21 protein-coding genes and 2 pseudogenes are annotated in these 24,420 nt (G+C 74.3%); 14 read left to right on the plus strand and 9 right to left on the minus strand.

Features of this window, described 5'->3' with window-relative positions:
- Positions 1 to 10: 10 nt before the first annotated feature.
- Together BJF80_RS07600 and BJF80_RS07605 are read right to left on the minus strand one after the other, a co-directional pair.
- Positions 11 to 1,960, minus strand: coding sequence for an ABC transporter ATP-binding protein (locus BJF80_RS07600; RefSeq protein WP_143554028.1), 1,950 nt, complete (start codon positions 1,958 to 1,960; stop codon positions 11 to 13).
- Entirely contained in the window at positions 1,957 to 3,915 is a 1,959-nt protein-coding gene (locus tag BJF80_RS07605) for an ABC transporter transmembrane domain-containing protein (RefSeq protein ID WP_083673522.1), read from the minus strand. The genes BJF80_RS07600 and BJF80_RS07605 overlap by 4 nt, the downstream gene beginning before the upstream one ends.
- A gap of 106 nt (positions 3,916 to 4,021) precedes the next feature.
- Between BJF80_RS07605 and BJF80_RS07610 the strand changes: the two genes are divergently transcribed.
- From BJF80_RS07610 to BJF80_RS07635, 7 genes are all read left to right on the plus strand, one after another.
- Complete coding sequence (locus BJF80_RS07610; RefSeq protein WP_075812630.1) at positions 4,022 to 4,243, plus strand: hypothetical protein; 222 nt, start codon at positions 4,022 to 4,024, stop codon at positions 4,241 to 4,243.
- Between the two features lie 43 nt (positions 4,244 to 4,286).
- Positions 4,287 to 5,126 carry a DEAD/DEAH box helicase gene (locus BJF80_RS19970; RefSeq protein ID WP_237767486.1) on the plus strand — a complete coding sequence of 280 codons (840 nt, stop codon included), beginning with the start codon at positions 4,287 to 4,289 and terminating at the stop codon, positions 5,124 to 5,126.
- A complete protein-coding gene (locus BJF80_RS07615) occupies positions 5,123 to 9,460 on the plus strand; it encodes an Lhr family ATP-dependent helicase (RefSeq protein ID WP_237767487.1) in 4,338 nt (1,445 codons plus the stop codon). Before BJF80_RS19970 ends, BJF80_RS07615 begins: the two co-directional genes overlap by 4 nt.
- Before the next feature lie 159 nt (positions 9,461 to 9,619).
- Positions 9,620 to 10,468, plus strand: coding sequence for a phosphotransferase (locus BJF80_RS07620; protein WP_075812632.1), 849 nt, complete (start codon positions 9,620 to 9,622; stop codon positions 10,466 to 10,468).
- 44 nt (positions 10,469 to 10,512) lie between these two features.
- Positions 10,513 to 10,776 (plus strand): hypothetical protein, encoded by a 264-nt coding sequence (locus BJF80_RS07625; protein ID WP_075812634.1) that lies wholly within the window; start codon positions 10,513 to 10,515, stop codon positions 10,774 to 10,776.
- The gene (locus BJF80_RS07630; RefSeq protein ID WP_075812636.1) at positions 10,773 to 11,783 is read left to right on the plus strand and encodes a hypothetical protein; all 1,011 of its coding nucleotides are present in this window, start codon (positions 10,773 to 10,775) and stop codon (positions 11,781 to 11,783) included. Before BJF80_RS07625 ends, BJF80_RS07630 begins: the two co-directional genes overlap by 4 nt.
- On the plus strand, positions 11,776 to 12,633 hold the full coding sequence (locus BJF80_RS07635; RefSeq protein ID WP_022924933.1) for a DNA-formamidopyrimidine glycosylase family protein: 858 nt from the start codon (positions 11,776 to 11,778) through the stop codon (positions 12,631 to 12,633). Before BJF80_RS07630 ends, BJF80_RS07635 begins: the two co-directional genes overlap by 8 nt.
- On the opposite strand, the gene BJF80_RS07640 is transcribed toward BJF80_RS07635, so the two are convergent.
- Positions 12,627 to 14,021: a DUF6395 domain-containing protein gene (locus tag BJF80_RS07640; protein ID WP_075812638.1), complete on the minus strand. Its 1,395-nt coding sequence runs from the start codon at positions 14,019 to 14,021 to the stop codon at positions 12,627 to 12,629. The genes BJF80_RS07635 and BJF80_RS07640 overlap by 7 nt on opposite strands.
- Before the next feature lie 86 nt (positions 14,022 to 14,107).
- Between BJF80_RS07640 and BJF80_RS19245 the strand changes: the two genes are divergently transcribed.
- Both BJF80_RS19245 and BJF80_RS19250 read left to right on the plus strand, forming a co-directional pair.
- Positions 14,108 to 14,521, plus strand: a complete 414-nt coding sequence (locus BJF80_RS19245; protein ID WP_075812640.1) for an alpha-amylase family protein — start codon at positions 14,108 to 14,110, stop codon at positions 14,519 to 14,521.
- A gap of 150 nt (positions 14,522 to 14,671) precedes the next feature.
- On the plus strand, positions 14,672 to 14,911 hold the full coding sequence (locus BJF80_RS19250) for a hypothetical protein (protein ID WP_527251116.1): 240 nt from the start codon (positions 14,672 to 14,674) through the stop codon (positions 14,909 to 14,911).
- Positions 14,912 to 14,969: 58 nt separating this feature from the next.
- On the opposite strand, the gene BJF80_RS07655 is transcribed toward BJF80_RS19250, so the two are convergent.
- From BJF80_RS07655 to rimO, 4 genes and pseudogenes are all read right to left on the minus strand, one after another.
- Complete coding sequence (locus BJF80_RS07655) at positions 14,970 to 15,305, minus strand: helix-turn-helix domain-containing protein (protein ID WP_033418823.1); 336 nt, start codon at positions 15,303 to 15,305, stop codon at positions 14,970 to 14,972.
- Positions 15,306 to 15,307: 2 nt separating this feature from the next.
- Positions 15,308 to 15,904, minus strand: coding sequence for a CinA family protein (locus BJF80_RS07660; RefSeq protein WP_237767488.1), 597 nt, complete (start codon positions 15,902 to 15,904; stop codon positions 15,308 to 15,310).
- Between the two features lie 7 nt (positions 15,905 to 15,911).
- A complete protein-coding gene (gene pgsA / locus BJF80_RS07665) occupies positions 15,912 to 16,559 on the minus strand; it encodes a CDP-diacylglycerol--glycerol-3-phosphate 3-phosphatidyltransferase (RefSeq protein ID WP_321166370.1) in 648 nt (215 codons plus the stop codon).
- A pseudogene (gene rimO / locus BJF80_RS07670) lies at positions 16,537 to 18,033 on the minus strand (30S ribosomal protein S12 methylthiotransferase RimO); the annotation flags it as partial. The pseudogene rimO and the gene pgsA, both read right to left, overlap by 23 nt.
- 75 nt (positions 18,034 to 18,108) lie before the next feature.
- Between rimO and BJF80_RS07675 the strand changes: the two are divergent.
- A complete protein-coding gene (locus BJF80_RS07675) occupies positions 18,109 to 19,251 on the plus strand; it encodes a dipeptidase (protein ID WP_075812907.1) in 1,143 nt (380 codons plus the stop codon).
- Positions 19,252 to 19,294: 43 nt separating this feature from the next.
- On the opposite strand, the pseudogene BJF80_RS07680 reads toward BJF80_RS07675, so the two are convergent.
- Positions 19,295 to 21,950, minus strand: a pseudogene (locus tag BJF80_RS07680) (DNA translocase FtsK).
- Positions 21,951 to 21,970: 20 nt separating this feature from the next.
- Positions 21,971 to 22,156 (minus strand): hypothetical protein, encoded by a 186-nt coding sequence (locus BJF80_RS21545; RefSeq protein WP_143554029.1) that lies wholly within the window; start codon positions 22,154 to 22,156, stop codon positions 21,971 to 21,973.
- 295 nt (positions 22,157 to 22,451) lie between these two features.
- Between BJF80_RS21545 and BJF80_RS18780 the strand changes: the two genes are divergently transcribed.
- From BJF80_RS18780 to BJF80_RS07695, 4 genes are all read left to right on the plus strand, one after another.
- The gene (locus tag BJF80_RS18780; RefSeq protein ID WP_158068495.1) at positions 22,452 to 22,595 is read left to right on the plus strand and encodes a hypothetical protein; all 144 of its coding nucleotides are present in this window, start codon (positions 22,452 to 22,454) and stop codon (positions 22,593 to 22,595) included.
- 2 nt (positions 22,596 to 22,597) lie between these two features.
- A complete protein-coding gene (locus BJF80_RS07685) occupies positions 22,598 to 22,984 on the plus strand; it encodes a M91 family zinc metallopeptidase (RefSeq protein ID WP_075812646.1) in 387 nt (128 codons plus the stop codon).
- Complete coding sequence (locus BJF80_RS07690; protein ID WP_075812648.1) at positions 22,984 to 23,751, plus strand: hypothetical protein; 768 nt, start codon at positions 22,984 to 22,986, stop codon at positions 23,749 to 23,751. Before BJF80_RS07685 ends, BJF80_RS07690 begins: the two co-directional genes overlap by 1 nt.
- A gap of 117 nt (positions 23,752 to 23,868) precedes the next feature.
- A complete protein-coding gene (locus tag BJF80_RS07695) occupies positions 23,869 to 24,243 on the plus strand; it encodes a 2TM domain-containing protein (RefSeq protein ID WP_075812650.1) in 375 nt (124 codons plus the stop codon).
- Positions 24,244 to 24,420 lie beyond the last annotated feature (177 nt).

Below are 24,420 nucleotides of genomic sequence, written 5' to 3' on the forward strand. Positions count from 1 at the left end.
CCGCGGGCGATCAGCTGGTCCAGGCACGCCAGAGAGCGGCGTACTCCCCCTCGGCGGCCATGAGCTCGTCGTGGCTGCCGAGCTCGACGACGCGGCCGTCCTGCACCACCGCGATGCGGTCGGCGTCGTGCGCCGTGTGCAGCCGGTGCGCGATGGCGACCACGGTGCGCCCGGTGAGCAGGGCGTTCATCGAGCCCTCCAGATGCCGGGCGGTGCGCGGGTCGATGAGGCTGGTCGCCTCGTCCAGCACCAGGGTGTGCGGGTCTGCCAGGATGAGCCGGGCCAGCGCGATCTGCTGCGCCTGCGCGGGCGTCACCTCGTGGTGGCCCGACCCCAGGACGGTGTCCAGACCTTGCGGCAGCGCCCGCACCCAGCCGAGCGCGTCCACCGTGGCGAGCGCGCGCCATACCCCGTCTTCGCCGGCGCCGTCGCGCGCCAGCTCGACGTTGTCGCGCACCGACCCGCGGAAGACGTGGTGCTCCTGCGTGACCAGCGCGACCTCGGTGCGCAGCAGCTCCAGCGGCAGCTCGGTCAGCTCGACGCCGCCGACCCGCACCGTGCCGCCGGTGGGCGCGTGGATGCCCGAGATCAGCCGGCCGAGGGTCGACTTGCCCGACCCCGAGGGCCCGACGATCGCCAGCCGCTCCCCCGGCTCCAACCGCAGGTCGATGCCGTGCAGCACGTCGTGGCCGGGGCGGTAGGCATACCGCAGCCCCTGCCCGACGAGGGTGCTGCCCTCGGGCCGGTCCTCGCCCGCGGTGCGGTCCGGCGGCACCTCGGCGATCCCCAGCAGGCGGGTCGTCGAGGCGACGCCGACCTGCAGCCGGTCGATGGTGCCGACGAGCCGGTCGAACGGGCCGTAGAACGTCTCGATGTAGAGCATCGCCGTGGTGATGTCGCCGATCGTCACCGCGTCGCGGGAGTAGAGCCAGGCGCCGACGACCAGCGTGATGACCCGCGGCAGCGAAAAGGCCATGTCCATCACGGGGAAGAGCACGTTGCGCAGCACCAGCCCGTAGCGCTCGGCCTGCGAGGAAACCTCGATGTCGTCGACGCCGGCGGAGCGCCGGTCCTGCTGCATCCGGTATGCCTCGACCGTCCGGGCACCCTCCACCGTCTCGGTGAGCGTGGTGTTGATGTCGCTGTAGGTGGCGCCCTCCAGCAGGTAGCCGGCCGGCGCCTGCTGCAGGTATCGCCGGATCTGGAACAGCGACAACGACGCGGTCACCAGGGTCGGCAGCGCCAGCGCCCACGAGTTGAGCACCATGAAGACCACGGTCAGCAGCACCGTGACGACTCCGATGATGAACTCGGGCAGCGCCCAGCGCACCGCCCCGCTCATCGAGCCGACGTCGCGGGTGACGCGGGTGACGAGGTCGCCGGTGCTGGCCGACTCCACCTTGCCCAGCGGCAGCCGCAGCACCGCCCGGATGACGTGCTCGCGGGCCTGCGCGAGCACGCCCTGGCCCAGCACCGCGGCGAGCCCCTTGGCGGCGTAGGTGAGGACCGCCTGCGCCACCAGGACCACGACGACGAGCAGCACGAGGTCGCGCACCACGCCCGACGCCGGGTCGCCGCCGGCGAGGTCGACCTCGTCGACGAGGTTGCCGAGCAGCCTGGGCACGGCGAGCGCGGTGGCTGCGGCCAGACCGTTGGCGAGGATGACGAGCGCGACGAGCCGGGAGCGCTCCCGCAGCAGCCCGCGCAGGTAGTCCACGACCGTGCGCGACCTCGCCACGGGCAGGCCGCGGTCCGGGTCCAGCGCCGTCATGAGGTGCGCCTGGGCCCGCTCGCGGCGCAGCGCGTGCCGCTGCCAGAGCAGCCGGTGCCGGTCCCGGAGCCTGGTGGTGCCGGGGTCCGGTGGGTGCAGGAGGTCCGGCACGACCGGGGGCCGGTCGTCCGCGTCGCGCCAGGTGCGCGCGGAGCGCGCGCGCAGCTCGGGGTCGAGCAGGTCGCTCACGGGGTCACCTCCCTGTTCTTGGCGGTCGTGCCGGTCGTCGTCGTGCCGGTCGTGCTGCCGGCCGCCGCGGCCTCGGCGTCGCCGCGCAGCACGGTCGAGCGGTATGCCGGGTGCCCGGCGACGAGCTCGTCGTGCGTGCCGGTGGCCACCACCTCGCCGTCGACCAGGAAGGCCACCTCCTCGGCGTGGTGCAGCAGCAGCGGGGAGGCGGTCATCACCACCGTCGTGCGGCCGCGCCGGTGCTCGGGCAGCCGGTCGGCGACCCGGGCCTCGGTGTGGGCGTCCACCGCCGACGTGGGCTCGACGAGCACGAGCACCGGCGGGTCGGCCGCGAGCGCCCGGGTGACCACGAGCCGCTGGCGCTGGCCGCCGGACAGGCCGCGCCCGCGCTCGTCCAGCACGCCCTGCCAGCCGCCTGGCAGGATGTCGTAGACGTCCTCGGCAGCAGCGGCGTGCAGCGCGGCCTCGGCCTGCTCGCGTCGCAGCGTGCGGTGCGGGTCGACGGCGTCCTGCAGGGTGCCGGCGAAGACGTGAGCGGCGGTGTCGCTCACGAGCACCAGGGAGCGCACCTGGTCCAGCGGCAGGTCGGCCAGGTCGGTGCCGCCCAGGGTGACTCCCCAGGCGCCCTGCGCGCGCTCGGCGTCACGGCTCTCGAGGTCGGCGCGGACCCGGGAGCGCTCCGCGGTGGCCCGGCGGGCGGCGCGCCCCGTGGCCTCGTCGTCGCCGGAGGGGACGGTGTCGCCGGCGGGCAGGTAGCGGCCCAGGCGGTCGGCCAGGCGGGCGCTCTCGTCGGGCAGCGCGCTGACGACCATCGTCAGCCGGCCGGGCCGCACCCGCAGCCCGGAGGACGCGTCGACGAGCTCGCCCTCGGCCAGGGCGCGGAGCTGGTCGGGCTCCAGCGGGGCCCGCTCCGGCCACGGGTCGGTGGTGCCGAAGACGCCGATCGTCTTGCGCGCGGAGACCACCGAGCGGGTGATCTGCTGGGCCGCCTCGAAGACGACGCGGATCGGCTGGACCAGGAAGAGGGCGTACCCGAGGAAGGTGATGAGCTCGCCGATCTGGAGGTCGCCGTCACGCACCCGCTGCACGCCCAGCACCATGAGCGCGACGACGAACAGGCCCGAGAGCAGCACGCCCACGGCCTCGACGAAGGCGCCCCACGAGCCGGCCTGCACCCCGGCCTGGCGCACCCGCTGGCTCTGCCGGGCGTAGTTGGCGCCGAAGATCCGCTCGCCGCCGATCCCGCGCAGGATGCGCAGGCCCGCGACGATGTCGGTCGCCATCGAGGTCAGCTCGGAGTCGCGGCTGCGCTCCCGGGTCTGGGCGGCGGCCATCGGGCGCAGCAGGACCGAGGAGACGAGCGCCAGCACCGGCGCCACGAGCAGCACGACGAGGCCGAGCGGCACCGAGATCTGCAGCACGATGACCGCGACGAGGACGTAGGCGACGACGTTGCCGACGAGGCGGGAGAAGATCTCGATGAAGTGGCCGAACTGTTCGCCGTCGCTGCCGTTGACGCTGAGCACCTCGCCGGTGGGCGCGCGCCGCGTCATGACGTGCCCCAGCCGGGTGACCTGGTGGGTGACCAACCGGGTCTGGCCGTAGGCGGCATACAGCCAGGAGCGCACGACGACCGTGTGGTAGAAGACGCCGCTGCTCGCGCCGACCAGGGTGATGAGCAGCAGGACGCCGCACCACAGCGCGGTGCGGCCGGCGTCGCCGGCGCGGATGCCCTCGTCGACCGCCTGCCCGAAGACCCAGGGGGTGAGCGCCGTCGGCAGCATCCAGAGCAGGCTGCACAGGCACCCGGCGAGGACGAGGTCGCCCTGCTGGCGCAGCAGCCACCACAGGAAGCGCACCGGCCCCCGGGTGTCGGGTATGCCGATGCCGGCCCGGTGACCAGACCCGTCGCGGGCCTCGGTCCAGGCGGTGACGGTGGGTGGGAAGTCGCGCATGGCGTCGCTCAGGGTATGCGGCGGGTCTGACACCGGACCAGCGAATATCGGTCGGGATGAGAGGATGTGAGCCGACTCACCGTCCCGGCGACCTGGAGGAACCCTCGTGAGCACTCGTGCGGACCTGGCCTGGTGGCAGAAGCTGCTGGTCGCGCTGAAGCTGTGGCGCCCGGAGCACCGGACCGACCATCACGCCAAGAAGGAGATGGAGCGGCCGGAGATGCCGCCGGTGACGGGGGCCTACGGCAACCGGGTCGTCACCGAGACGCGGCGCCGCCTGGTGCCGCAGCGCGGCGACGACAGGCCGATCACCAGCACGATGGACTGACGGACCACGCAGGTCTGTCGGTGCCCCGTGGCACAGTGACCGGGTGAGCGAACCCGACCCCGGCAGCGGCACCGGCACGTCCGCCGTCGACGGCGGCGTGACGGGGCAGACCATCACCGACGACACGGCCGGCTCCGACGACACCGTCGTCCCTGACGCCGCCGAGGTGCTGAGGCGCTTCTCCCCCGCCACCCGGGCCTGGTTCGACGCATCCTTCGCCGGACCGACCCCCGCGCAGCTCGGTGCGTGGGACGCGATCAGCCGCGGCGAGCACACCCTCGTCGTCGCCCCCACCGGCTCCGGCAAGACGCTCTCGGCCTTCCTGTGGGCCATCGACCAGATCACCGCCCACCCGCGCGCACCGCGACCGGCACGCCCCACCCGCGGTCGACGAGGGAAGGGCCAGGAGCCCGCCGCTCAACCGGAGGAGCCGGGCCGCTGCCGCGTGCTCTACGTCTCCCCGCTCAAGGCGCTCGCCGTCGACGTGGAGCGCAACCTGCGCAGCCCGCTGGTCGGCATCGGCCACGCCGCACGCCGCCTGGGCCAGGACGCGCCCTCGGTCAGCGTGGCGGTGCGCTCCGGCGACACCCCGGCCGCCGAGCGCCGCGCCTTCGCCAAGGACGGCGCCGAGATCCTCATCACCACCCCCGAGTCGCTCTTCCTGCTCCTCACCTCCCAGGCCCGCAGCGCCCTCACCGGGGTCGAGTCGGTCATCGTCGACGAGGTGCACGCCGTCGCCGGCACCAAGCGTGGGGCGCACCTCGCGCTGACCCTCGACCGGCTGGACCACCTCCTCCCCCGCCCCGCGCAGCGATCGGCCTGTCGGCCACGGTGCGCCCGGTCGAGGAGGTGGCGCGCTACCTCGCCGGCGGTCGCCCGGTGAGCACCGTGCAGCCGCCGTCCACCAAGAGCTGGGACCTCGAGGTCGTCGTCCCGATCCCCGACATGGCCGACCCGGGCGCCACCGAGCGGCCGGACGCACCCGGGGGCGGCCCGGCGCAGCGGGGCACGGCGTCCGACGACTGGACCGGACAGAAGGTCGACGCCGCGGACGACGACGCCGAGGGCGACGACACCGGCGACGCGACGCTCGACGAGGGTCTCGATGACACCGGGGGTGCCGACTCCGGCGACGACCTCCCCCTCGGCACCGGGCCGGTGCTGCCCGACCTGGAGAGTGGCGGGCAGCTCGAGGAGGGCGTCTGGGCACCAGCCCCCGACCCGGAGGAGCGCGCCTCGATCTGGCCGCACATCGAGCGCCGGGTGACCGACCTGGTGTCGGCACAGACCTCGACGCTGGTCTTCACCAACTCCCGGCGGGTCGCCGAGCGCTTCACCTCCCGGCTCAACGAGGAGTGGGACGAGCGGCACAGCGAGGACGAGCCGGAGGAGGAGGACGCCGGGGCCGGCGACCGGCATACCTCGCGCTCGCCCGCCCAGGTGATGGCCCAGTCCGGCTCGGGCGGGGCAGCCCCGCCGGTGCTCGCGCGGGCCCACCACGGGTCGGTGAGCAAGGAGCAGCGCGGCGAGATCGAGGACGCGCTCAAGACCGGGCAGCTGCCCGCCGTGGTCGCCACCAGCAGCCTCGAGCTCGGCATCGACATGGGTGCCGTCGACCTCGTCGTGCAGGTCGCGAGCCCGCCGAGCGTCGCCTCCGGGCTGCAGCGCGTCGGCCGCGCCGGGCACCAGGTCGGCGCCACCAGCCACGGCGCCTTCTTCCCGACGCACCGGGCCGACCTCGTGCAGACCGCCGTCGTGGTCGACCGCATGCGAGCCGGCGCGATCGAGCAGCTCTCGGTCCCCAGCAACCCGCTCGACGTCCTCGCCCAGCAGGTCGTGGCGATGCTCGCGATGGAGGACTGGTCGGTCACCGACCTCTTCGAGCTGTTGCGCCGCAGCGCCTCCTACGCCGCACTGCCCCGCTCCCTCTTCGACGCGGTGCTCGACATGCTCGCCGGGCGCTACCCCGGCGAGGACTTCGCCGACCTGCGCCCGCGGATCGTGTGGGACCGCGTCACCGACACCCTCACCGCGCGTCGTGGCGCCCAGCTGCTCGCGGTCACGTCCGGCGGCACCATCCCCGACCGCGGGATGTATGCCGTCATGCTCGCCACCGGCGAGGGCCCCGGCCGCCGGGTGGGCGAGCTGGACGAGGAGATGGTCTACGAGTCGCGCGTCGGCGACGTCTTCACGCTCGGCACGACGAGCTGGCGGATCGAGGACATCACCCACGACCAGGTGCTCGTCACGCCCGCACCGGGTCAGATCGGCCGGCTGCCGTTCTGGAAGGGCGAGTCGCTCGGGCGGCCCGCCGAGCTGGGCGCGGCCGTGGGCGAGTTCGTGCGCCGGATCGCGGGCCAGCCGCAGGAGGCCGCCCGGGGCGAGCTCGCCGAGCGTGGGCTGGACCGCTTCGCCGCCGACAACCTCGTCACCTACCTCGCCGACCAGCGCGAGGCCGTCGGACACCTCCCGGACGACCGGACCATCGTCATCGAGCGCTTCCGTGACGAGATCGGCGACTGGCGGGTCGTCGTGCACTCACCCTGGGGCAGCCCGGTCCACGCCCCCTGGGCGCTGTGCCTGGCGGCCCGGATGCGCGAGCGCTTCGGCACCGAGGTGCAGGCGCTGGCCGCCGACGACGGCATCGTGCTGCGCCTGCCCGACCTCGGCGGCTGGGACGACCCGGGCGAGGGCATACCGTCTGGCGGGACGCCGGGAGAGGGCATGCCCTCCGGCGGCGACGCACGGCGCGACGGCGGCGACGCCGCGCGGCTGGACGCCGAGATCGCCGAGCTGCTGACCCTCGACCCGGACGAGGTCGCCGACCTGGTGACCCAGGAGATCGGTGGGTCGGCGCTCTTCGCCTCGCGCTTCCGCGAGTGCGCCGCGCGGGCGCTGCTGCTGCCGCGGCGCAACCCGGGCAAGCGGCAGCCGCTGTGGCAGCAGCGGCAGCGCTCGGCCCAGCTGCTCGAGGTCGCCGCGCGCTACCCGACCTTCCCCATCGTCCTGGAGGCGGTGCGCGAGTGCGTGCAGGACGTCTACGACGTCGACGCGCTGCGGGAGCTCATGCGCTCCCTGGCCTCCCGCCAGGTGCGGCTCGTCTCGGTCGCCACCCCGCGGCCCTCGCCCTTCGCGTCCTCGCTGCTCATGGGCTACATCGCGCAGTTCCTCTACGAGGGCGACTCGCCGCTGGCCGAGCGGCGAGCGGCCGCCCTCTCCCTCGACGCCGGGCTGCTCGCCGAGCTGCTCGGCCGGGGCGAGGGCGCGGCGCTGCGCGACCTGCTGGACCCCGAGGTCGTGGCCCGGACCGAGGCCGAGCTGCAGCGGTTGGCGCCCGACCGGCAGGCGCGCGACGCCGAGGAGGTCGTCGACCTGCTGCGCGTGCTCGGCCCGCTGAGCCGCGAGGAGGTGCGCGCCCGCACCGTCGAGGAGCAGCGCGCGCAGGTGGACGGCTGGGTGGACTCGCTGGTCGAGGGGCGGCGCGTCATCGAGGTGCGGGTCGCCGGGGAGCAGCGCCTGGCGGACGCGCAGGACGCCGCCCGGCTGCGCGACGCGCTGGGCGTGGCGATGCCGGTGGGGGTGCCCGCCGCCTTCCTCGAAGGGGTGGAGGACCCGCTCGCCGACCTCGTCGTGCGGCACGCGCGCACCCACGCGCCCTTCACGCTGGAGTCGCTCGCGACCCGGCTGGGGCTCGGCAGCGCCGTCGTGCGGGACGCGGTGCGGCGGCAGGTCTCGTCGGGCCGGCTCGTGATGGGGGCGCTCGCGCCGTCGGGCACCGGGGAAGACGACGTCTGCGACGCCGAGGTGCTGCGGCTGCTGCGCCGCCGTTCGCTGGCGGCGCTGCGGCAGGAGGTCGAGCCCGTCACCCAGGCGGCGTATGCCCGCTTCCTGCCCCGCTGGCAGTCCGTCGGCGAGCTGCGTGGGCTGGACGGCACGCTGCGCGCGGTCGAGCAGCTCGCCGGGGCCCGGGTGCCGGCCTCCGCGCTGGAGTCGCTCGTGCTGCCCGCCCGCGTGGTCGACTACAGCCCGGCGCTGCTGGACGAGCTCATGAGCTCCGGCGAGGTGCTCTGGCAGGGGCACGGCTCGCTGCCCGGTGACGACGGCTGGGTCTCCCTGCACCTCGCGGACACCGCGCACCTCACGATGGCGGTGCCAGAAGGAGAGGTGGTGGAGTCCGACGGCGCCGCGGCCCCGGAGGAGGGTCCGGCCGCTGCCGTGCTCGAGGTCCTGGAGCGGGTCGTCGGCGGCGCCTACTTCTTCCGCGCGCTGAGCGACGCTGTCGGCTCGTTGGACGACCAGCGGCTCGCGGGCACGCTGTGGGACCTCGTCTGGTCCGGGCGGGTGAGCGCCGACACCTACGCCCCCGTTCGCGCGCTGCTCGCCGGTGGGCGCACCACGCACAAGGCGCGGCGGACCCCGTCCCGCGGCGGCCGCTGGTCCCGGACCTCGGTGGCTCTCTCCGCCTCCTCCGGCTCCTCAGTATCTTCGCGCCCGGGGCGTCCCTCCCGTTCCGGGCCACCGACCACGGTGGGCCGGTGGGCCCTGCTGCCCCCGGTCGAGACCGACCCGACGGTGCGCGCGCTCGCGGGGGCCGAGCAGCTGCTCGACCGCTACGGCGTCCTCACCCGCGGCTCGGTCGTCGCCGAGGGCATACCGGGCGGCTTCGCGGGGGTCTACCGCGTGCTGTCCGGCGCCGAGGAGGCCGGCCGCGTGCGCCGCGGGTATGTCGTCGAGGGCCTGGGCGCCGCACAGTTCGGCAGCACCGGCGCCATCGACCGGGTGCGGGCGCTGGACCGGCAGCGCTCCGAGACCCCGGCGCCCGGCGAGGCCGAGTCAGTGCTGCTCGCCGCCACCGACCCGGCGAACCCGTTCGGCGCGAGCGTCCCCTGGCCGACGCTGGAGGAGGAGGTCACCCACCGGCCCGCCCGCAAGGCGGGCTCGATGGTCGTCCTCGTGGACGGCTCGCTCGCGGTCTACCTCGAGCGCGGCGGCCGCAGCGCCCTGACCTTCCCGCCCCCGCCGGAGGCCCAGCCCGAGCAGGTCTGGCGCGCGGTGGCCGGGGCGCTGGTCACCGCGGTGCGTCGCGGCACCCTCGGCGGCATCACGATCGCCAAGATCGACGGTGACGGCGCCCTGTCCTCGACGCATCCGCTGACCGGGGCCCTGGCGGACGCCGGCTTCCACACCGCCCCGCAAGGCCTGCGGCTACGCCGCTGACCCGGGCGCCACCCCGGCGTGGCCCCGGTCATGCACGCCAGAGCCGGGAACTCGCCCGACCCGAGCGGCCCTGGCGTTCACGTGAACGCTGGAGCCGTTCGCGGCCCGCGAGTCGCCGGCACGATCAGTGCGCCTGAAAGGCCGCCCTAGCCTGGGGCCATGCACGAGCCGCCGCAGGACGTCAGCACCGACGAGGTGCTGCAGCGGGTGCGGACCCTCTGGGATCCCGAGGTGACGGCGCTGGAGCACCTGGCCGTCGGTTTCGGCGGCTGGCACTGGCGGGCGGACGCACAGGGAGAGCCGCGGTGGTTCGTGACCCTCGACCCGCCGCTCTGGCACACCGTGGAGTCGGCCGAGGCGACGTATGCCGCGGCCGCCTCCCTCGCGGCCACCCTGACCTGCGTGCACGCGTCCGTGCCCTCCGCGCAGGGGCGCTTCACGAGCACGCTCGGGCCGGGATGGCTGAGCCTGACCCCGTGGGTGACCGGGCGCCGACCGACGACGATCGACGCCGACGCGGTGCGGGCCGTGCGCGACCTGCACGCGGCACCGGCACCCGAGGGCATCCTGACCTGGGAGCCGGCCGTGCGCCCCGAGCTCGTCGACGAACTCGGGGCCTGGACAGCCGAGCCGTGGACCGCGGGGCCGCTCGGCGAGCCAGCCCGGCGCGCGGTGCGCGCCGGGCTGGCGGACGTCGGGCGCGGGCTCACGGCATACCTGCGCCTCCTCGACCGGCTCGACCCCTCCGCCTATGTCCCCACCCACGGCGAACCCGGCGTGCACAATCAGTGGCGGGCCGACGACGGTCGCCTGCTGCTCCTCGACTGGGAGACGCTGCGGCTCGCACCTCGAGAGCGCGACGTCCTCGCCGGGTATGCGACCTCCTCCCGCACGACCCGGCGTTGCTGGACCTCGTCCGGCTGGAGTGGCAGCTGGGCGAGGTGGGCTCCTACGCCGAGTGGCTGCGCGGCCCGCACCAGGACGACGCCGACACCCGCACCGCGCTAGGCGGGCTTCGGGAGGAGCTCGCCGGGCTGGCTGCGACGCGATGAATGCGTGGCGGCGAGCCGCCACGGCACGTAGGGTGCGGCCCATCTGGAACCGCAGGGGTCCGCGACCCCGTCGTCCAGGTCGAACGCGCCGTCGAGGCGCTGGCGCGCGGCGACGACGGCGCCAGTGCTGCCCTCGCCACCGCGCTCGAGCTCGGCCTGCCCGACTTCCCGGGCGCCGTGGTGGTGGCCAGCCACGACCGGTGGCTCGGCGAGGACTGGGTGGGTGAGCGGCTCGAGCTGTCCGGCGAGACACTGGAGCGGTGACCACGACCCCCATCACCCGGCGCACCGGGCTGAACCGCACCGTGCTGCTGCGGGCGGGTGCGCCGTGGCACGAGCACCGGGCGGGACGGGTCCTCGGTGCGACCGGGCTGTCCGGCATCGTCGCGGACGCCGCGGCCGGGGCGGCGGTGGCCCTCGACGACACCCCGCTGGTCACCCTCGACCGCGCGCTGCTGGCCGGGGAGCAGTGGGCCGAGGCCGTCGCGGAGCAGTGGACGGACGCGCTGGCGCACCTGCTGCAGACGTTGCGCTCCCCCACCGACGACGACCGGGCGGCACGGGAGGAGTGGGGTGAGGAGGACTGGGCGCGCTGGGCGTCGGTGCGGCAGGTCGTGCTCTGCGGCGGGGTCGTCGCCGGCGAGCTCGGGCGGCGGGCATCCCGAGACCCGCGCGTCGTCGCGCAGCGCGCCGAGCTGGCCCCCGAGCCCGCCCGCGCACCCCTGCTGGGTCTGGCCGCCGGGCTGGCCGACGGGCTCGTGCTCGACCTGGGTCACAGCAGCATCAAGGCCGCGGCGGTCCGCGACGGTGTCCTCGCGAGCACAACGGGTATGCCGGTGCCCTGGCGGCCGTTCGACACCAGCACGTGGCCGTCGCCGGACACCGTCCTGGGTCTCGTGGTCGAGGCTGCGCGGGACGCCATGGACCCATCCGCTCCCGACGACAGAGACCTGGAGGTGCGCGTGGCGATCGCCAACTACGTCGTCGACGGCCTGCTTGACGACGACCCGACCTACGGCACCCTGCGCTCCCGCGGGCCGGACCCGCGCCGGGTCCTCGGGCACTCGCTGACCCGGGGCCTGCGTCGCCCCTGCGCGGTGACCGTCCTCCGCAACGACGGTGCCGCCGCCGCACTCGGGGTGCGGAGCACGCAGCCCGCAGCGGACGCGCGAGAGGGCCCCGGCCGCCACGACGACCAGGGCCGGGGGGAAGCGACGACCGCCGTCATCAGCATCGGAACCTCGCTCGGTCTGGGGTTCGCCGATGCCTGAGGGTGACGCGGTGTGGCGCACCGCCCGACGGCTGCACCAGGGGCTGGCCGGCGTGGCCCTGGAGGGATCGGACCTCCGGGTGCCGGCGCACGCGACCGCCGACCTGTCCGGCCGCCGCACCCTCGAGGTCGTCCCTCGCGGCAAGCACCTGCTGCACCGGGTGGAGGGGGACATCACGGTGCACAGCCACCTGCGGATGGAGGGCTCCTGGCGGGTGCACCCGGTGGGGCGGCGGCACGCGCTGGGGCGACGGCATACCGTGCGGGCGCTGCTGTGGACGCCGCAGCGGGTCGCGGTCGGCGACTCCCTCGGGATGCTCGAGCTGGTGCGGACCAGCGAGGAGCACCGGGTCGTGGGGCACCTCGGCCCCGACCTGCTCGACCCCGCGTACGACGCGGACACGGCCCTGGCCAACGTGCGCGCAGACCCGGGCCGCACCATCACCGAGGCCTGCCTGGACCAGCGCAACGTGGCGGGCATGGGCACCATCTTCACCGCCGAACCGCTCTTCCTGCTGAGGATCAACCCCTGGACGCCCGTCGGCGACCTCGCCGAGGAGCAGGTGGTCGAGCTGCTGGCGACCGCCCGGCGGCTGCTGGTGCTGAGCTGCCGGACCGGCCGCACGACCATCACGGGCCGTGGGGACGTCAACGACGACGACGCGTGGGTGCACGGCCGGATGGGGCTGCCGTGCAAGCGCTGCGGCACGACGATCCGGCTCGCCCCGATCGGCCAGCAGCCGCAGCAGCGGGTGATGTTCTCCTGCCCGACCTGCCAGGGCGGCCTCGCCCCCACCGACGACGGTCGGCCCCAGTCGCCGCTCGGCCACGGCCGGCGCCCAACCTACTGAGGCCCGCGCCCGACACGCCCCGCGAGCGCCCGTCGCGCCCGGGCGCGCACGACCCGGCGCACCCGACCGACGGCACGCGGCACCAGGTCCTGCGGGGGGTGGGCGGCGAACCACGCCTCCAGCTCGGCCTGTGCCCGCGAGCGGTCCAGGCCGCGCACGTCGTAGGAGCGCACGGCGGCCTCCTCCTCGGCGCTCATGGGCGGCGCGACCCGGTGCAGGCGCTCGGCCACCTCCCGCCGATAGCGCTCCGGCACGAGCGCCAGCGCGGGCTCGTAGGACCGGTCCAGCCAGTCCATCGGGTCCGGGCCGGTCTTGGCCGCGACCAGCCGCATCAGAGCGCTGTCGCCGCCGTCGGCGAGGTAGCGGTGGACCGTGCGGGCGATCACCGGCTCGACCTTGATCGGGTCGGCCAGCAGATGGCCCCGCGGCTCCTGCCCCCGCCACTGCCGCTCCAGCGCCGGGGCGGAGGGCCAGGCGCCGGTGACCGCGCCGGCGAGCAGGGTCTTGCGGGCGCACTTGGCGCACCGCCCACAGGGACGCCCGAGCCGACGGCCGCGCACGCACGACTGCGCCGCCTCCCCGAGCGGATGGGTGTGCACGATGCGGCTGGTCACGACCTCGGACACCCCGGCGACCGGCACGCACACCTCCAGCCCCACCGCGGCGAAGACCCCGCCCCACTCCTTGAGGAAGGGCGAGTCGGCGAAGTCGCGGTAGTAGCCACGCTGCAGCCGGTAGGTCGCCTCCAGCGGCGCGCCCCAGGCCACGGCGTCCAGCCGGTCGCGGTCGGCGTGGAGCAGCAACGGCACCGCCGTGGTGAAGTCGTGCGGGAACCCCATGGCGGCGCGGAGGTACTCCACGTCGCTGCGGACCACCTCCACCGGCCACCCCTGGGCGCGCAGCCGCTCGCACGACTCCTCGGCTGCCCGGGTGACGAACATCGTGGCCCGCGCGTCGCCTCGCGGGGCCCGCCGCAGCAGGTGGTAGGACCGGGTGCTGCCCGGCATGACCGCGAGCGTCGCGACGCTGTCGGTGCCACCGCTGAAGCACAACCCGGGCGCCCCGTCTCCCTCGGCGGGTCTCACGCGCGGCGCCACGTCGCGGTCCACCGACGTCAACCGCAGGCCCGGCCCCTCGCGCAGCGCCCGGGCGAGGACAGGACTCGCCGGCACCGAGGTGGTCACCGGGACCTTCCGGACGATCCAGGGCCGGGCCGACAGGACGGCCGAGAGCACGAGCAGGTCGGGGTGCACCTCGCCCGGGCGCACACCCACCTCGAAGCACGCGGTATGCCGCGCCAGGGCGCCCTTGCGCTCATCCGGCTCCCCCGCGCCGGGCACCAGCCGGACCTGCACGCGGCCGGGCTCGTGCGTGATGTCGAGGTGCATCAGCGCGCTCGGGCGACGGTGGCGGGCATGGCCCCGGAGCGTACCTGCCCCGGCTGTACGACCTCGGCGTCGACATCCTCTGGCTCATGCCGATCAACCCGATCGGCGAGCAGAACCGCAAGGGCGGGCTCGGCTCCCCCTACGCCGTGCGCGACTACCTCGCGGTCAACCCCGAGTTCGGGACGCTGGAGGACCTACGCGGCTTCGTCGACTACGACCAGCCCGGGCTGCGGGAGTACATGGCCGACGCCATGGCTCACTGGGTCCGCGAGGCTGACGTCGACGGCTTCCGCTGCGACGTCGCGGGCTACGTGCCGGTGGACTTCTGGGAGGTGGCGCGGGCCCAGCTGGAGCAGATCAAGCCGGTCTTCCTGCTCGCCGAGTGGGAGAACCGCGACCTGCACGCGGGTGCCTTCGACGCGACGTATGCCTGGTCCTGGAACGAGACGATGCACCACATCGCGCACGGCCGGGCCAGCGCCACCGACCTCAAGGTCTAGGCCGGCAACGACCGGCGGCTCACCTTCTTCGACAAGGACGAGATCGTCTGGCGCGAGGACCCGCAGGGCGAGCTCTACCGTCGCCTCTTCGCGCTGAAGAAGCAGCACCCGGCGCTGTGGAACGCCGCCTGGGGCGCGCGCATGGTGCGGGTGCCCCACGACGGCGAGGACCGGGTCATCGGCTTCGTGCGGGTGCACGAGTCCGGGGATGCCGTCGTCGCGGCCTTCAACCTCAGCGACGCCCCGGCGTCGGTCACCCTCGGGGTGGCGCCGGGTCAGGACCTCGCCTACGTCGACGCCACGGACGGCAGCACGGTCGAGTATGCCGAGGGCTCGGTCTGGCAGCTCCCGGCCCGGGGCTACCGGGTGGGGGTCACTCCGCAGGAGTGAGGCACCAGCGGTCGCTCCGGCGAGGGCCGGTCAGACGAGCGTGGTCAGGTGACGTCGCTCAGGCGGCGGAGACGACCGCGTCGCGGCGCGGCATACGCCGGGTGTCGATCGTCGTGGCCAGGCCCTCGGTGAGCACCGTGGTCATCTGCGCCTCGGCCGTCTCGGTCAGGCTGACCCGGTCGGCAACCGTCGACAGCATCTCGGACAGCGGCACGTCGAGCGCCCGGCAGATGGAGGCGAGCAGCTCGGAGCTGGCCTCCTTCTCCCCGCGCTCGATCTCGGAGAGGTAGCCCAGCGAGCAGGACGCCGAGGAGCTGACCTCGCGCAGGGTGCGCCCCTGCGTCTGGCGCGTCTCGCGGAGCGCGTCACCCAGCTCACGTCGAAGTAGCACCATCGTCAACCCTCCTCGTCCTCTCTCCGGGTGTCCGTGTCGGTGGTCATCCCGTCGCCGTGCCTGCCCGGTGCGGCGGATGCCGTCGCGGCAGGTCGTGTCTCTACCGTACCCCGTGCGGCCGACAGACCCTCGGTCAGCCGTCCTCGCAGCAGCTCCAGCGCCGCCGTCACGGTGCCGGCGCGGATGTCGTCACGGTGTCCACGCAGGGTCAACACCTGGTGACCCACGACCTGTTCCCCGTGGGCGAGCGCGAGGTGGACGGTGCCGACCGGGTGGCCCTCGCTGGGGTCCGGGCCGGCGACGCCGGTGGTGGCGACGCACCAGTCGACGCCCAGCGCCCGCGCCCCGCCGAGGGCCATCGCCTCGGCGCACTCCTGGGAGACGGTGCCGTGCTCACGGACGACCTGGGCCGGGACGCCGAGCACCGCCTCCTTCACCGCCGCGGCGTAGGCCACGACCGCGCCGCGGACCGCGGCGCTCGCGCCGGGCACGTCGGTGAGCGCGGCGCAGACCAGGCCGCCGGTGAGCGACTCGGCGGTGCCCACGCTCTCGCCCCGCTCGCGCAGCGCGGCCACCACCTGGGCGGCCGGGCTCCTCACGACCCGCTCACGCGCCGGGCCGGGCGAAGGCCTGGCGCACGTAGTCGATGCCGGTGACGACCGTGACGACGGCCGCGGCATACATCACCCAGAGCCCGAGGGTGTCGAGCACGCCGCCCAGCGGGGCCAGCACGACGGCGATGCCGATCGCCTGCAGCACCGTCTTGAGCTTGCCGCCGCGGCTGGCGGGGATGACGCCGCGGCGGATGACGACGAAGCGCATCAGGGTGATGCCGATCTCCCGGACGAGGATGACCACGGTCACCCACCAGGGCAGCAGGGCCAGCAGCGAGAGCCCGATGAGGGCCATCCCGATGAGCGCCTTGTCGGCGATCGGGTCCATGAGCTTGCCGAAGGCGGTGATGAGGCCGTGCTTGCGGGCCAGGTGCCCGTCCACCCAGTCGGTGCCGATCGCGACGAGGAAGACGACCAGCGCCCACCACCGCAGGCCCACGTCCTCGCCGCCCTCGGCGAGCAGCAACCAGCCGAAGAGTGGGACGAGCAGGATGCGCAGCACGGTGAGCGCGTTGGGGAGGTTCCAGGACGAGACCCGCTCCGGCGCCGCCGCGGTCGCGATCTCCGGGCCGTCGGGGTCGTGGGGGCCGATCACTGCGCGCCCCTGCGGGTCCCTGCGGCACGGCCACGAGGTCGACACCCTCGGACCCCACCACGAGGGCGGTGACGAGGTCGCCGGGGGCGAGGTCGGGCAGACCCCCGTCGCCGGTGACGAGATAGGTCGCGCCGTCGACGTCCGGCCCCTGCTGGCCGGCGCGCCCCACCAGCCGCGGCTCGCCCTCGGGGTCGGCGTCGTCGGTCTCCACCGACTCCACGAGCACCTCGACGACAGTCCCGACGCGGTCGGCGGCACGCTGGGCGGTGAGCTCCTCGACCAGCGCCTGCACCTGCTCGACCCGCTCTCGGACGACACCCTCGTCGAGCTTGTCGGCATACCCCTCCGCCTCGGTGCCGTCCTCGTCGGAGTAGCCGAAGACCCCGACGACGTCCAGCCGGGCCTCCACGAGGAAGGCGGTGAGCTCGGCGAGGTCCTCCTCAGTCTCGCCGGGGAAGCCGACGATGACGTTAGTGCGGATCCCGGCCTCGGGGACCCGGGCGCGGACCTGCTCCAGCAACCCGAGGAAGGACGCGCGGTCGCCGAAGCGGCGCATGCGCCGCAGCAGCGGGCCGGAGGCGTGCTGGAAGGAGATGTCGAAGTAGGGCACCACGCCCGGGGTGCCCGCCATCGCGTCGAGGAGGTCGGGTCGGATCTCGGCCGGCTGGAGGTAGGAGACGCGCACCCGCTCGACCCCGGGCACCTGCGTCAGCTCGGGCAGCAGCGCGTCGACGAGGCGCAGGTCGCCGAGGTCCTTGCCGTAGGACGTGGTGTTCTCGCTGACGAGGAAGACCTCCTTGACGCCGCGCTCCCCCAGCCAGGCGGCCTCGGCGAGGATCTCCTGCGGCGTCCGCGACACGAAGGCGCCGCGGAACATCGGGATCGCGCAGAACGCGCAGCGCCGGTCGCAGCCGGAGGCGATCTTGAGCGGCGCCCAGGGGCGGCCGTCGAGCCGCGCCCGCACGACGCGGGGCCCGGTGGCCGGGGCGACCTGCTCCAGCGGGACGTCGGGCTCCGCGACGGTCCGCTCGGGCCGGGCGGGCTGCTGGTGGCCGGGCAGCGCCACGCCCGCGGCGGAGGTGTGCCGGTCGCGCGGCGTGATCGGCAGCAACCGACGGCGGTCGCCGGGCACGTGCGAGGGCACCGTCTCCCCGGCCAGGATGCTGCGCAGGTGCGTCGACATGTCGCGGTAGGAGTCGAAGCCGAGCACCGCGTCGGCCTCGGGAAGCTCGGCGGCGAGCTGCTCGCCGTAGCGCTCGGCCATGCAGCCGACGGCCACGACCTTCTGGGTGCGGCCGGTCTCCTTGAGGTCGCCCGCCTCCAGCAGCGCGTCGATCGAGTCCTTCTTGGCCTGCTCGACGAAGCCGCAGGTGTTGACCACGGCGACGTCGGCCTCGGCGGCGTCGTCGACGAGCGTCCAGTCCTCGGAGGCCAGGCGGCCGGCCAGCTCCTCGGAGTCCACCTCGTTGCGGGTGCACCCGAGGGTGACGACGGCGACGCTGCGGGTGGACGTGGACATTCCTCGAGTGTAGGTCGGCGCGGGGGTCGCGACCTAGCGGCGACGCCGTCGCGCGGGGCGTGGTCTGATGGGCCGGTGACCGACCCCACCCTCCCCGACCTGCCGGTCCTCGATGGCCACAACGACCTGCCGTGGGCGCTGCGCGAGCTCGTCGGCACCGAGCGTGCGCTCGAGGTCGACCTCGCGACGGACACCTCGGCGCGCGGCCTGCACACCGACCTGCCGCGGCTGCGGCGCGGCGGGGTGGGCGGGCAGTTCTGGTCGGTCTACGTCCCCTCCGCGCTGCCCGAGGCGGACGCGGTAGTGGCCACGCTGGAGCAGGTCGACCTGGTGCACCGCATGGTCGCGAGGTATGCCGACCGCCTCGCGCTCGCGACGACCGCGGCACAGGTGGAGTCGGCGATGGCGGGCGGCCGGGTGGCCTCGCTGCTCGGGGCCGAGGGCGGGCACTCGATCGGTTCCTCCCTCGGGGTGCTCCGGGCGCTGCACCGGCTGGGGGTGCGCTACCTGACGCTGACGCACAACCACAACACGCCCTGGGCGGACAGCGCGACCGACGAGCCGGAGCACGGCGGGCTGACCGATCTCGGACGCGAGGTCGTGCGCGAGATGAACCGGCTCGGCATGCTGGTCGACCTCTCCCACGTCGCGGCCACGACGATGCGGGACGCGCTCGCGGCGTCGGCCGCGCCGGCGATCTTCAGCCACAGCAACGCGCTCGCCCTGTGCGGCTCGCCGCGCAACGTGCCCGACGACGTGCTGGTCACCATGGCGGGCCAGGGTGGGGTCTGCATGGCGACCTTCGTGCCGCAGTTCGTGGCGCAGGACTGCTGGGAGTGGAAGGTCGAGTCGCGCGAGGCCGCCCGGGCCGCCGGCGTCGACCCCAACGACCACCCGGTGATGACCGCCTTCAGCCTGGCCCGGCAGGAGCGGCACCCCCGGCCCGAGGCGACCTTGGCGCAGGTGGCCGACCACCTCGACCACCTGCGGGAGGTCGCCGGGGTGGAGCACGTCGGCCTCGGGGGCGACTTCGACGGCACCGAGCAGGTCGTCGTCGGGCTCGAGGACGTCTCGACCTACCCGGCGCTGCTCGCCGAGCTGGCCCGACGCGGCTGGAGCGAGCACGACCTGCGCGGCCTCACCCACGGCAACGTGCTGCGCGTCCTGCGGGACGCCGAGGCGGTGGCCGGTCACGAGGGGTGTCCGGTCGGGTCCTGACCTCGCACCGGGTCACCGGGTGCGCTCGGTCCCGCCCGTGCGCTCAGTCCCGGCCGGTGAGGCCCCAGGCGTCCTCGCTCTCGGGCTCCTCGTCGTCCTCGACATAGCTGCCGCTGATCGGGTCGCCGTCGTAGCGGTCCTCGCGCGGCGCTCGCCCGGCGCCGGGCGCGGAGCCGCCGGCCGCGGCATACCGCACCTCGTCGCTGTCGTCGCCCTCACCGTCGGCGACCTCGGTCGGGTCGGCGTCGAAGGGGGAGCTGTCGCTCTCGACGTCCGGGCGCGGCGAATCCTGGCCCTGCAGCAGCGCGAGCGTGGACTCCAGGTCGTCCGGCTTGACCAGGACGTCGCGGGCCTTGCTGCCCTCGGAGGGCCCGACGATGCCGCGACTCTCCATGAGGTCCATGAGCCGCCCGGCCTTGGCGAAGCGACGCGCAGCTTGCGCTGCAGCATCGAGGTCGACCCGAACTGCGTCGTGACCACCTGCTCGGTCGCCTGCAGCAGCAGGTCGAGGTCGTCGCCGATGTCCTCGTCGATCTGCTTCTTGGCCGGGGTCGCGAGGACCTCCTCGACGTACTTCGGCTTGAGCTGACCGGTGACGTGCGCGACGACGTCGTGGATCTCGGACTCGCTGACCCACGAGCCCTGCACCCGCATCGTCTTGCTCGCGCCCATCGGCAGGAAGAGCGCATCACCCATGCCGATGAGCTTCTCCGCGCCGGGCTGGTCGAGCACGACGCGCGAGTCGGCGAGCGAGGAGGTCGCGAAGGCCATCCGGCTCGGCACGTTGGCCTTGATCAGGCCGGTGACGACGTCGACGCTGGGTCGCTGCGTCGCCAGCACGAGGTGGATGCCGGCGGCGCGGGCGAGCTGGGTGATCCGGACCACCGACTCCTCGACGTCGCGCGGCGCGACCATCATGAGGTCGGCGAGCTCGTCGACGACCACGAGCAGGTAGGGGTAGGGCTGGAGCACCCGCTCCGAGCCCGGGGGCGGGGTGACCTTGCCGGCCCGGATCGCCTTGTTGAAGTCGTCGATGTGCTTGTAGCCGAAGGCAGCCAGGTCGTCGTATCGGTGGTCCATCTCCTTGACCACCCAGGCAAGCGCCTCGGCCGCCTTCTTGGGGTTGGTGATGATCGGCGTGATGAGGTGCGGGATCCCCTCGTAGGCCGTCAGCTCGACCCGCTTGGGGTCGACGAGGATGAGGCGCACCTCGTCCGGCGTCGACCGCATGAGGATCGAGGTGATCATCGAGTTGACGAAGCTCGACTTGCCCGAGCCGGTGGCCCCGGCGACGAGCATGTGGGGCATCTTCGCGAGGTTGGCGATGACGTAGCCGCCCTCGACGTCCTTGCCCACCCCCATGACCATCGGGTGCGTGTTGTTGCGTGCCGCCTGGCTGCGCAGGACGTCGCCCAGGCTGACGTTCTCGCGGTCCGCGTTGGGGATCTCCACACCCACCGCCGACTTGCCCGGGATGGGCGAGAGGATGCGCACGTCGGCGCTGGCGACGGCATACGCGATGTTCTTGGAGAGCGCCGTGATCCGCTCGACCTTGACGCCCGGCCCGAGCTCGACCTCGTAGCGGGTGACCGTCGGGCCGCGGGTGAAGTCGGTGACCTGGGCGTCGATGTTGAAGTCCTCGAGCACGCCGGTGAGCGCCTCGACCACCTTGTCGTTGGCCTCCGAGCGCTCCTTGTGCGGGGTGCCCGGCTTGAGCAGCACCGACTCCGGGAGGGTGTAGGTGACGTCGCCGGCGAGCTGCAGCTGCTCCACCCGCTGCGGGAGCTGGGTCGTCGGAGGCGCCTCCAGCTCGGGCTTGGCGGTCTGCTTGGACTTCTCGACGACCGAGGGGGCCGCGGGACGCTTCTGGCCCGGGCGCAGCGCGGGGATCTCCTCGGTCGAGTCACCCTCGGCACGCGCGCCGCGCCGGCGGGAGCCGGCGCCGGCGGCGGGCTTCGAGGCGGGCTGAGGGGCCTCGACGGTGCGGTCGGGGTCCTCCGCCGGGCGCTGGCGAGCAGCGGCACCGCGCCGGGGCCTGCGCCCCTTCGCCGCCCGGTCGACCTCGGCAGCCTGCTCGAAGGCGACGTCGCCGTCGCGGGGGCCGTCGAGGTCGCCGGCGCACGCCGGCCGCGTGGCAGCGGGTTGCCGTCCTCGTCGACCCGGTCGAAACGGGCAGAGTCGAAGAGCTGCTGCTCGACCTCGCGGAGGCGGTCGGGGATCCGGTGCACCGGGGTGCGGGTGAGCACGAGCAGACCGAAGACGCCCAGCAGGCTGAGCACGATGTATGCCCCGGTCACGGTGATCGCCGAGGCGGGGATCGAGGAGGCGATGAAGCCGAGAATGCCGCCGGATCGCTGCAGCACGTGCGAGCCCTCGGCGTAGTCGGGGTTGCCGGTGGCCAGGTGCGTGATGCCGCTGGCCGCGACGAGCATGGCCGTGGTGCCGATGCTCATCCGGTTGGTGGCCTGCTGCTCGTCCGGCGCGCGGAAGAGGCGGACGGCGAAGAAGACGAGGACGGCGGGCAGGATGAGCGCCACCCGCCCGAAGGTGCCGGCCGCGGCCACGTGGATGACGTCCCCCACGAAGCCGTCCAGGCCCCACCACTCGCGCAGGGCGACGACCAGGGCGAGCGCGAGGAGCAGGAAGCCGGCGCCGTCGCGCCGGTGCTCGGGCTCGAGGTCGTGGGCCGTGTCGGTCATGGCACGCACGGTGCCGCCGGTCACCCCGCGATGCCGCGCATCGCCCGCCCGGGCAGCGACCGACCCTCGGAGGCGCGGGAGCGCGGCGCCGAGCTGCGGCCGGAGCCGGAGGTGCTCCGCCCCTTGGTGGACGTCGTCCGGCTCGCCGGGCGCCGGGAGGCACTGCCGGAGCCGGCACGGGTCGAGGTCGTCGCAGTCTTGGCCACGATCGCACCGTACCCAATGTTCACCTGCGTCACAGGGGTCCCACGCCGGGTTCGTTGATACAGTGACGGCACGTCGTGCAGGGGCCGCGGCGTATGCCACCAGCTCACGCCGAAGGGTTCAGATGACGGTCTACGGGGATCCTGCCGTGCTCAACGCGGTCGGTGACGACCGGATGCAGGACGGCAAGGGTGTGAGGGAGGCGCTCGGCCGCGGTGGCGAGGTGGCCACCATGCCTGCCAGGGCCACCGGCCCGGCAGGTGAGGGTCCGGCGTCGAGGCGTCCTGGAGCGAGGCGATGGACACGCTCACCCGCACGATGGACCACCTGTCCTCCACGCTGGAGAACGACGGCTACCACCTGCAGCGGGCCTCGCTCGAGATCGACGAGGCCATGAACGAGTGCAGCCCCAGCGGCTCCGCCGGACCGGCCGCCGTCTGACGATGGGCAGCACGACGGTCACCGACCTCTGGACCTTCCCCGTCGCCGGGTCGGTCAACTACAACGACACCAACCTGCTCATCAGTGGGGATGCCTCGAAGCCGTGGTACGAGAACGGTCGACCGCCGACGATCGGGCTCTACCACGAGCTCGGGCACCTCAACCAGTACGAGCAGCCCGACGCCTGGGAACGCTGGAAGGACGAGAACCGTGACTCCTACACCGACGACCAGGGCCAGCCGTTGCTCGAGCGGCAGAACGTCGGGCTCGAGTGGGACCACGACGACGACGACAGCACCAACGAGGCGATCGACCCGGACCACGACTACCGGTTCACGGAGAACGCGGTCCGCGAGGAGTGGGGCCTGCCACACCGGGAGAAGTACTGATGCGCGAGAGTCAGTCCCGTCCGGCCCTCGCCCGGCACCGCGCGGCGACGACGGTGCCGGCGACGATGCTGCTGGCGACGGCGGTGCTCGCGGCCTGCGGGCAGGAGGGAGACACCATGTCCGGCACCCCCACGAGCGGGACCGCGGCCACCACGTCGGGCCCCACGGGGTCGGAAGCCACCGGGTCCGCTGACGCCGGTTCCGCGAGCGCGGCGACCCGCGCCGCGTCGGCGCCGGTCACCGTCGAGGCCAGTGCCACGCCCGGGTCACCGACGGAGCCGGGCCTGGATTCCGCGAGCCAGGGGCTGGCCGTGGAGTACGTCGTGCGCAACGACGGCGACCGACCGGTCCTCGTGGCCCGCGACCGTGGGCACGGTCAGCACACCGGCTCCTTCGGCCCGAAGAACGACGAGGCCGTGTGGGTGGGCGTCGAGGGCGAGGTCCTCCGGCTGCGCAAGGAGCTGCTCCCGGCCCCGGACCGGATCGACGAGGAGACCGAGACCACGCTCGGTGCGGTGCAGGTCGAGCCAGGCGGGTCGATCACCGGCACCGCCTTCGTGCGGGCACCGCTCTCGGTGGACCTGCCCGACGACGCGCAGGACGGCGAGCCGGTCGGGCCGGAGGTCACGCAGTGGCAGCTCTGCCTGAGCGTGGCCGACGCCGACGGGCGTCAGGACGGGCGGACCGATGTCATCGGTCGGCTCAGCGCCGACCCGGGCACCGTCTGCACCGACCCCGCAGCACTGCCCGACGTCACGGGTCGGTGACCGCGCCTCCCCCCTCTGGCGCGCCACCCGGCGACCTGCTGACATCTGTCACGCCGCTCGGCGAGCCTGCGGGCATACCGTCGGGATCACCGCAGCCGAGGAGATCGAGGAGCCGTCATGGACACGCAGGTGCCGCGCAGCCACCCCGTCAGCCCGCTCGAAGGTTCGAGCACCCCGCCGCCCTTGCCCACCCCGGGCACCGGTGGCCGCGAGGAGCTGCCGCAGCAGAGCACTCCGACGCAGGACACCCGACCGGCCGGGTGCGGGGGCGGCCGGCTAAAGCACGGCCATGGCGGCCACGACCTCGCCTCCAGCCGGTCCCGCGTGATCCGCGCGGCCGCCTTCATCGGCATGCTCGTCGCGGTGTGGGCGCTCAGCGGTGGCGGCCACTTCTGGCCGGGCTGGGTCATGATCGGGTGGGGCATCTGCCTGGCTCCCGACGTCACGCGGCTCGTCGAGGGTCGTCACGGCCGTGGCGGCGCAGCCCGCTGAGTACGCTATCGCTGTGAGCCAGCCACCGTAGGGACCGCACGACCCGGTCGAGGGCGGTTTCCCGCTGCAGCCCTACCGAGCCCACGGAGAAGGAGATCGCCGACGAGGCCGCCAAGCTGCGCAAGCGGCTCGGCCGCCCCGACCAACCGGAGGACTGACCCGGCTGCTCCGGCGCGA

The organism is Serinicoccus sp. CUA-874 (genome assembly GCF_001942225.1).
Classification (GTDB): domain Bacteria; phylum Actinomycetota; class Actinomycetes; order Actinomycetales; family Dermatophilaceae; genus Ornithinicoccus; species Ornithinicoccus marinus.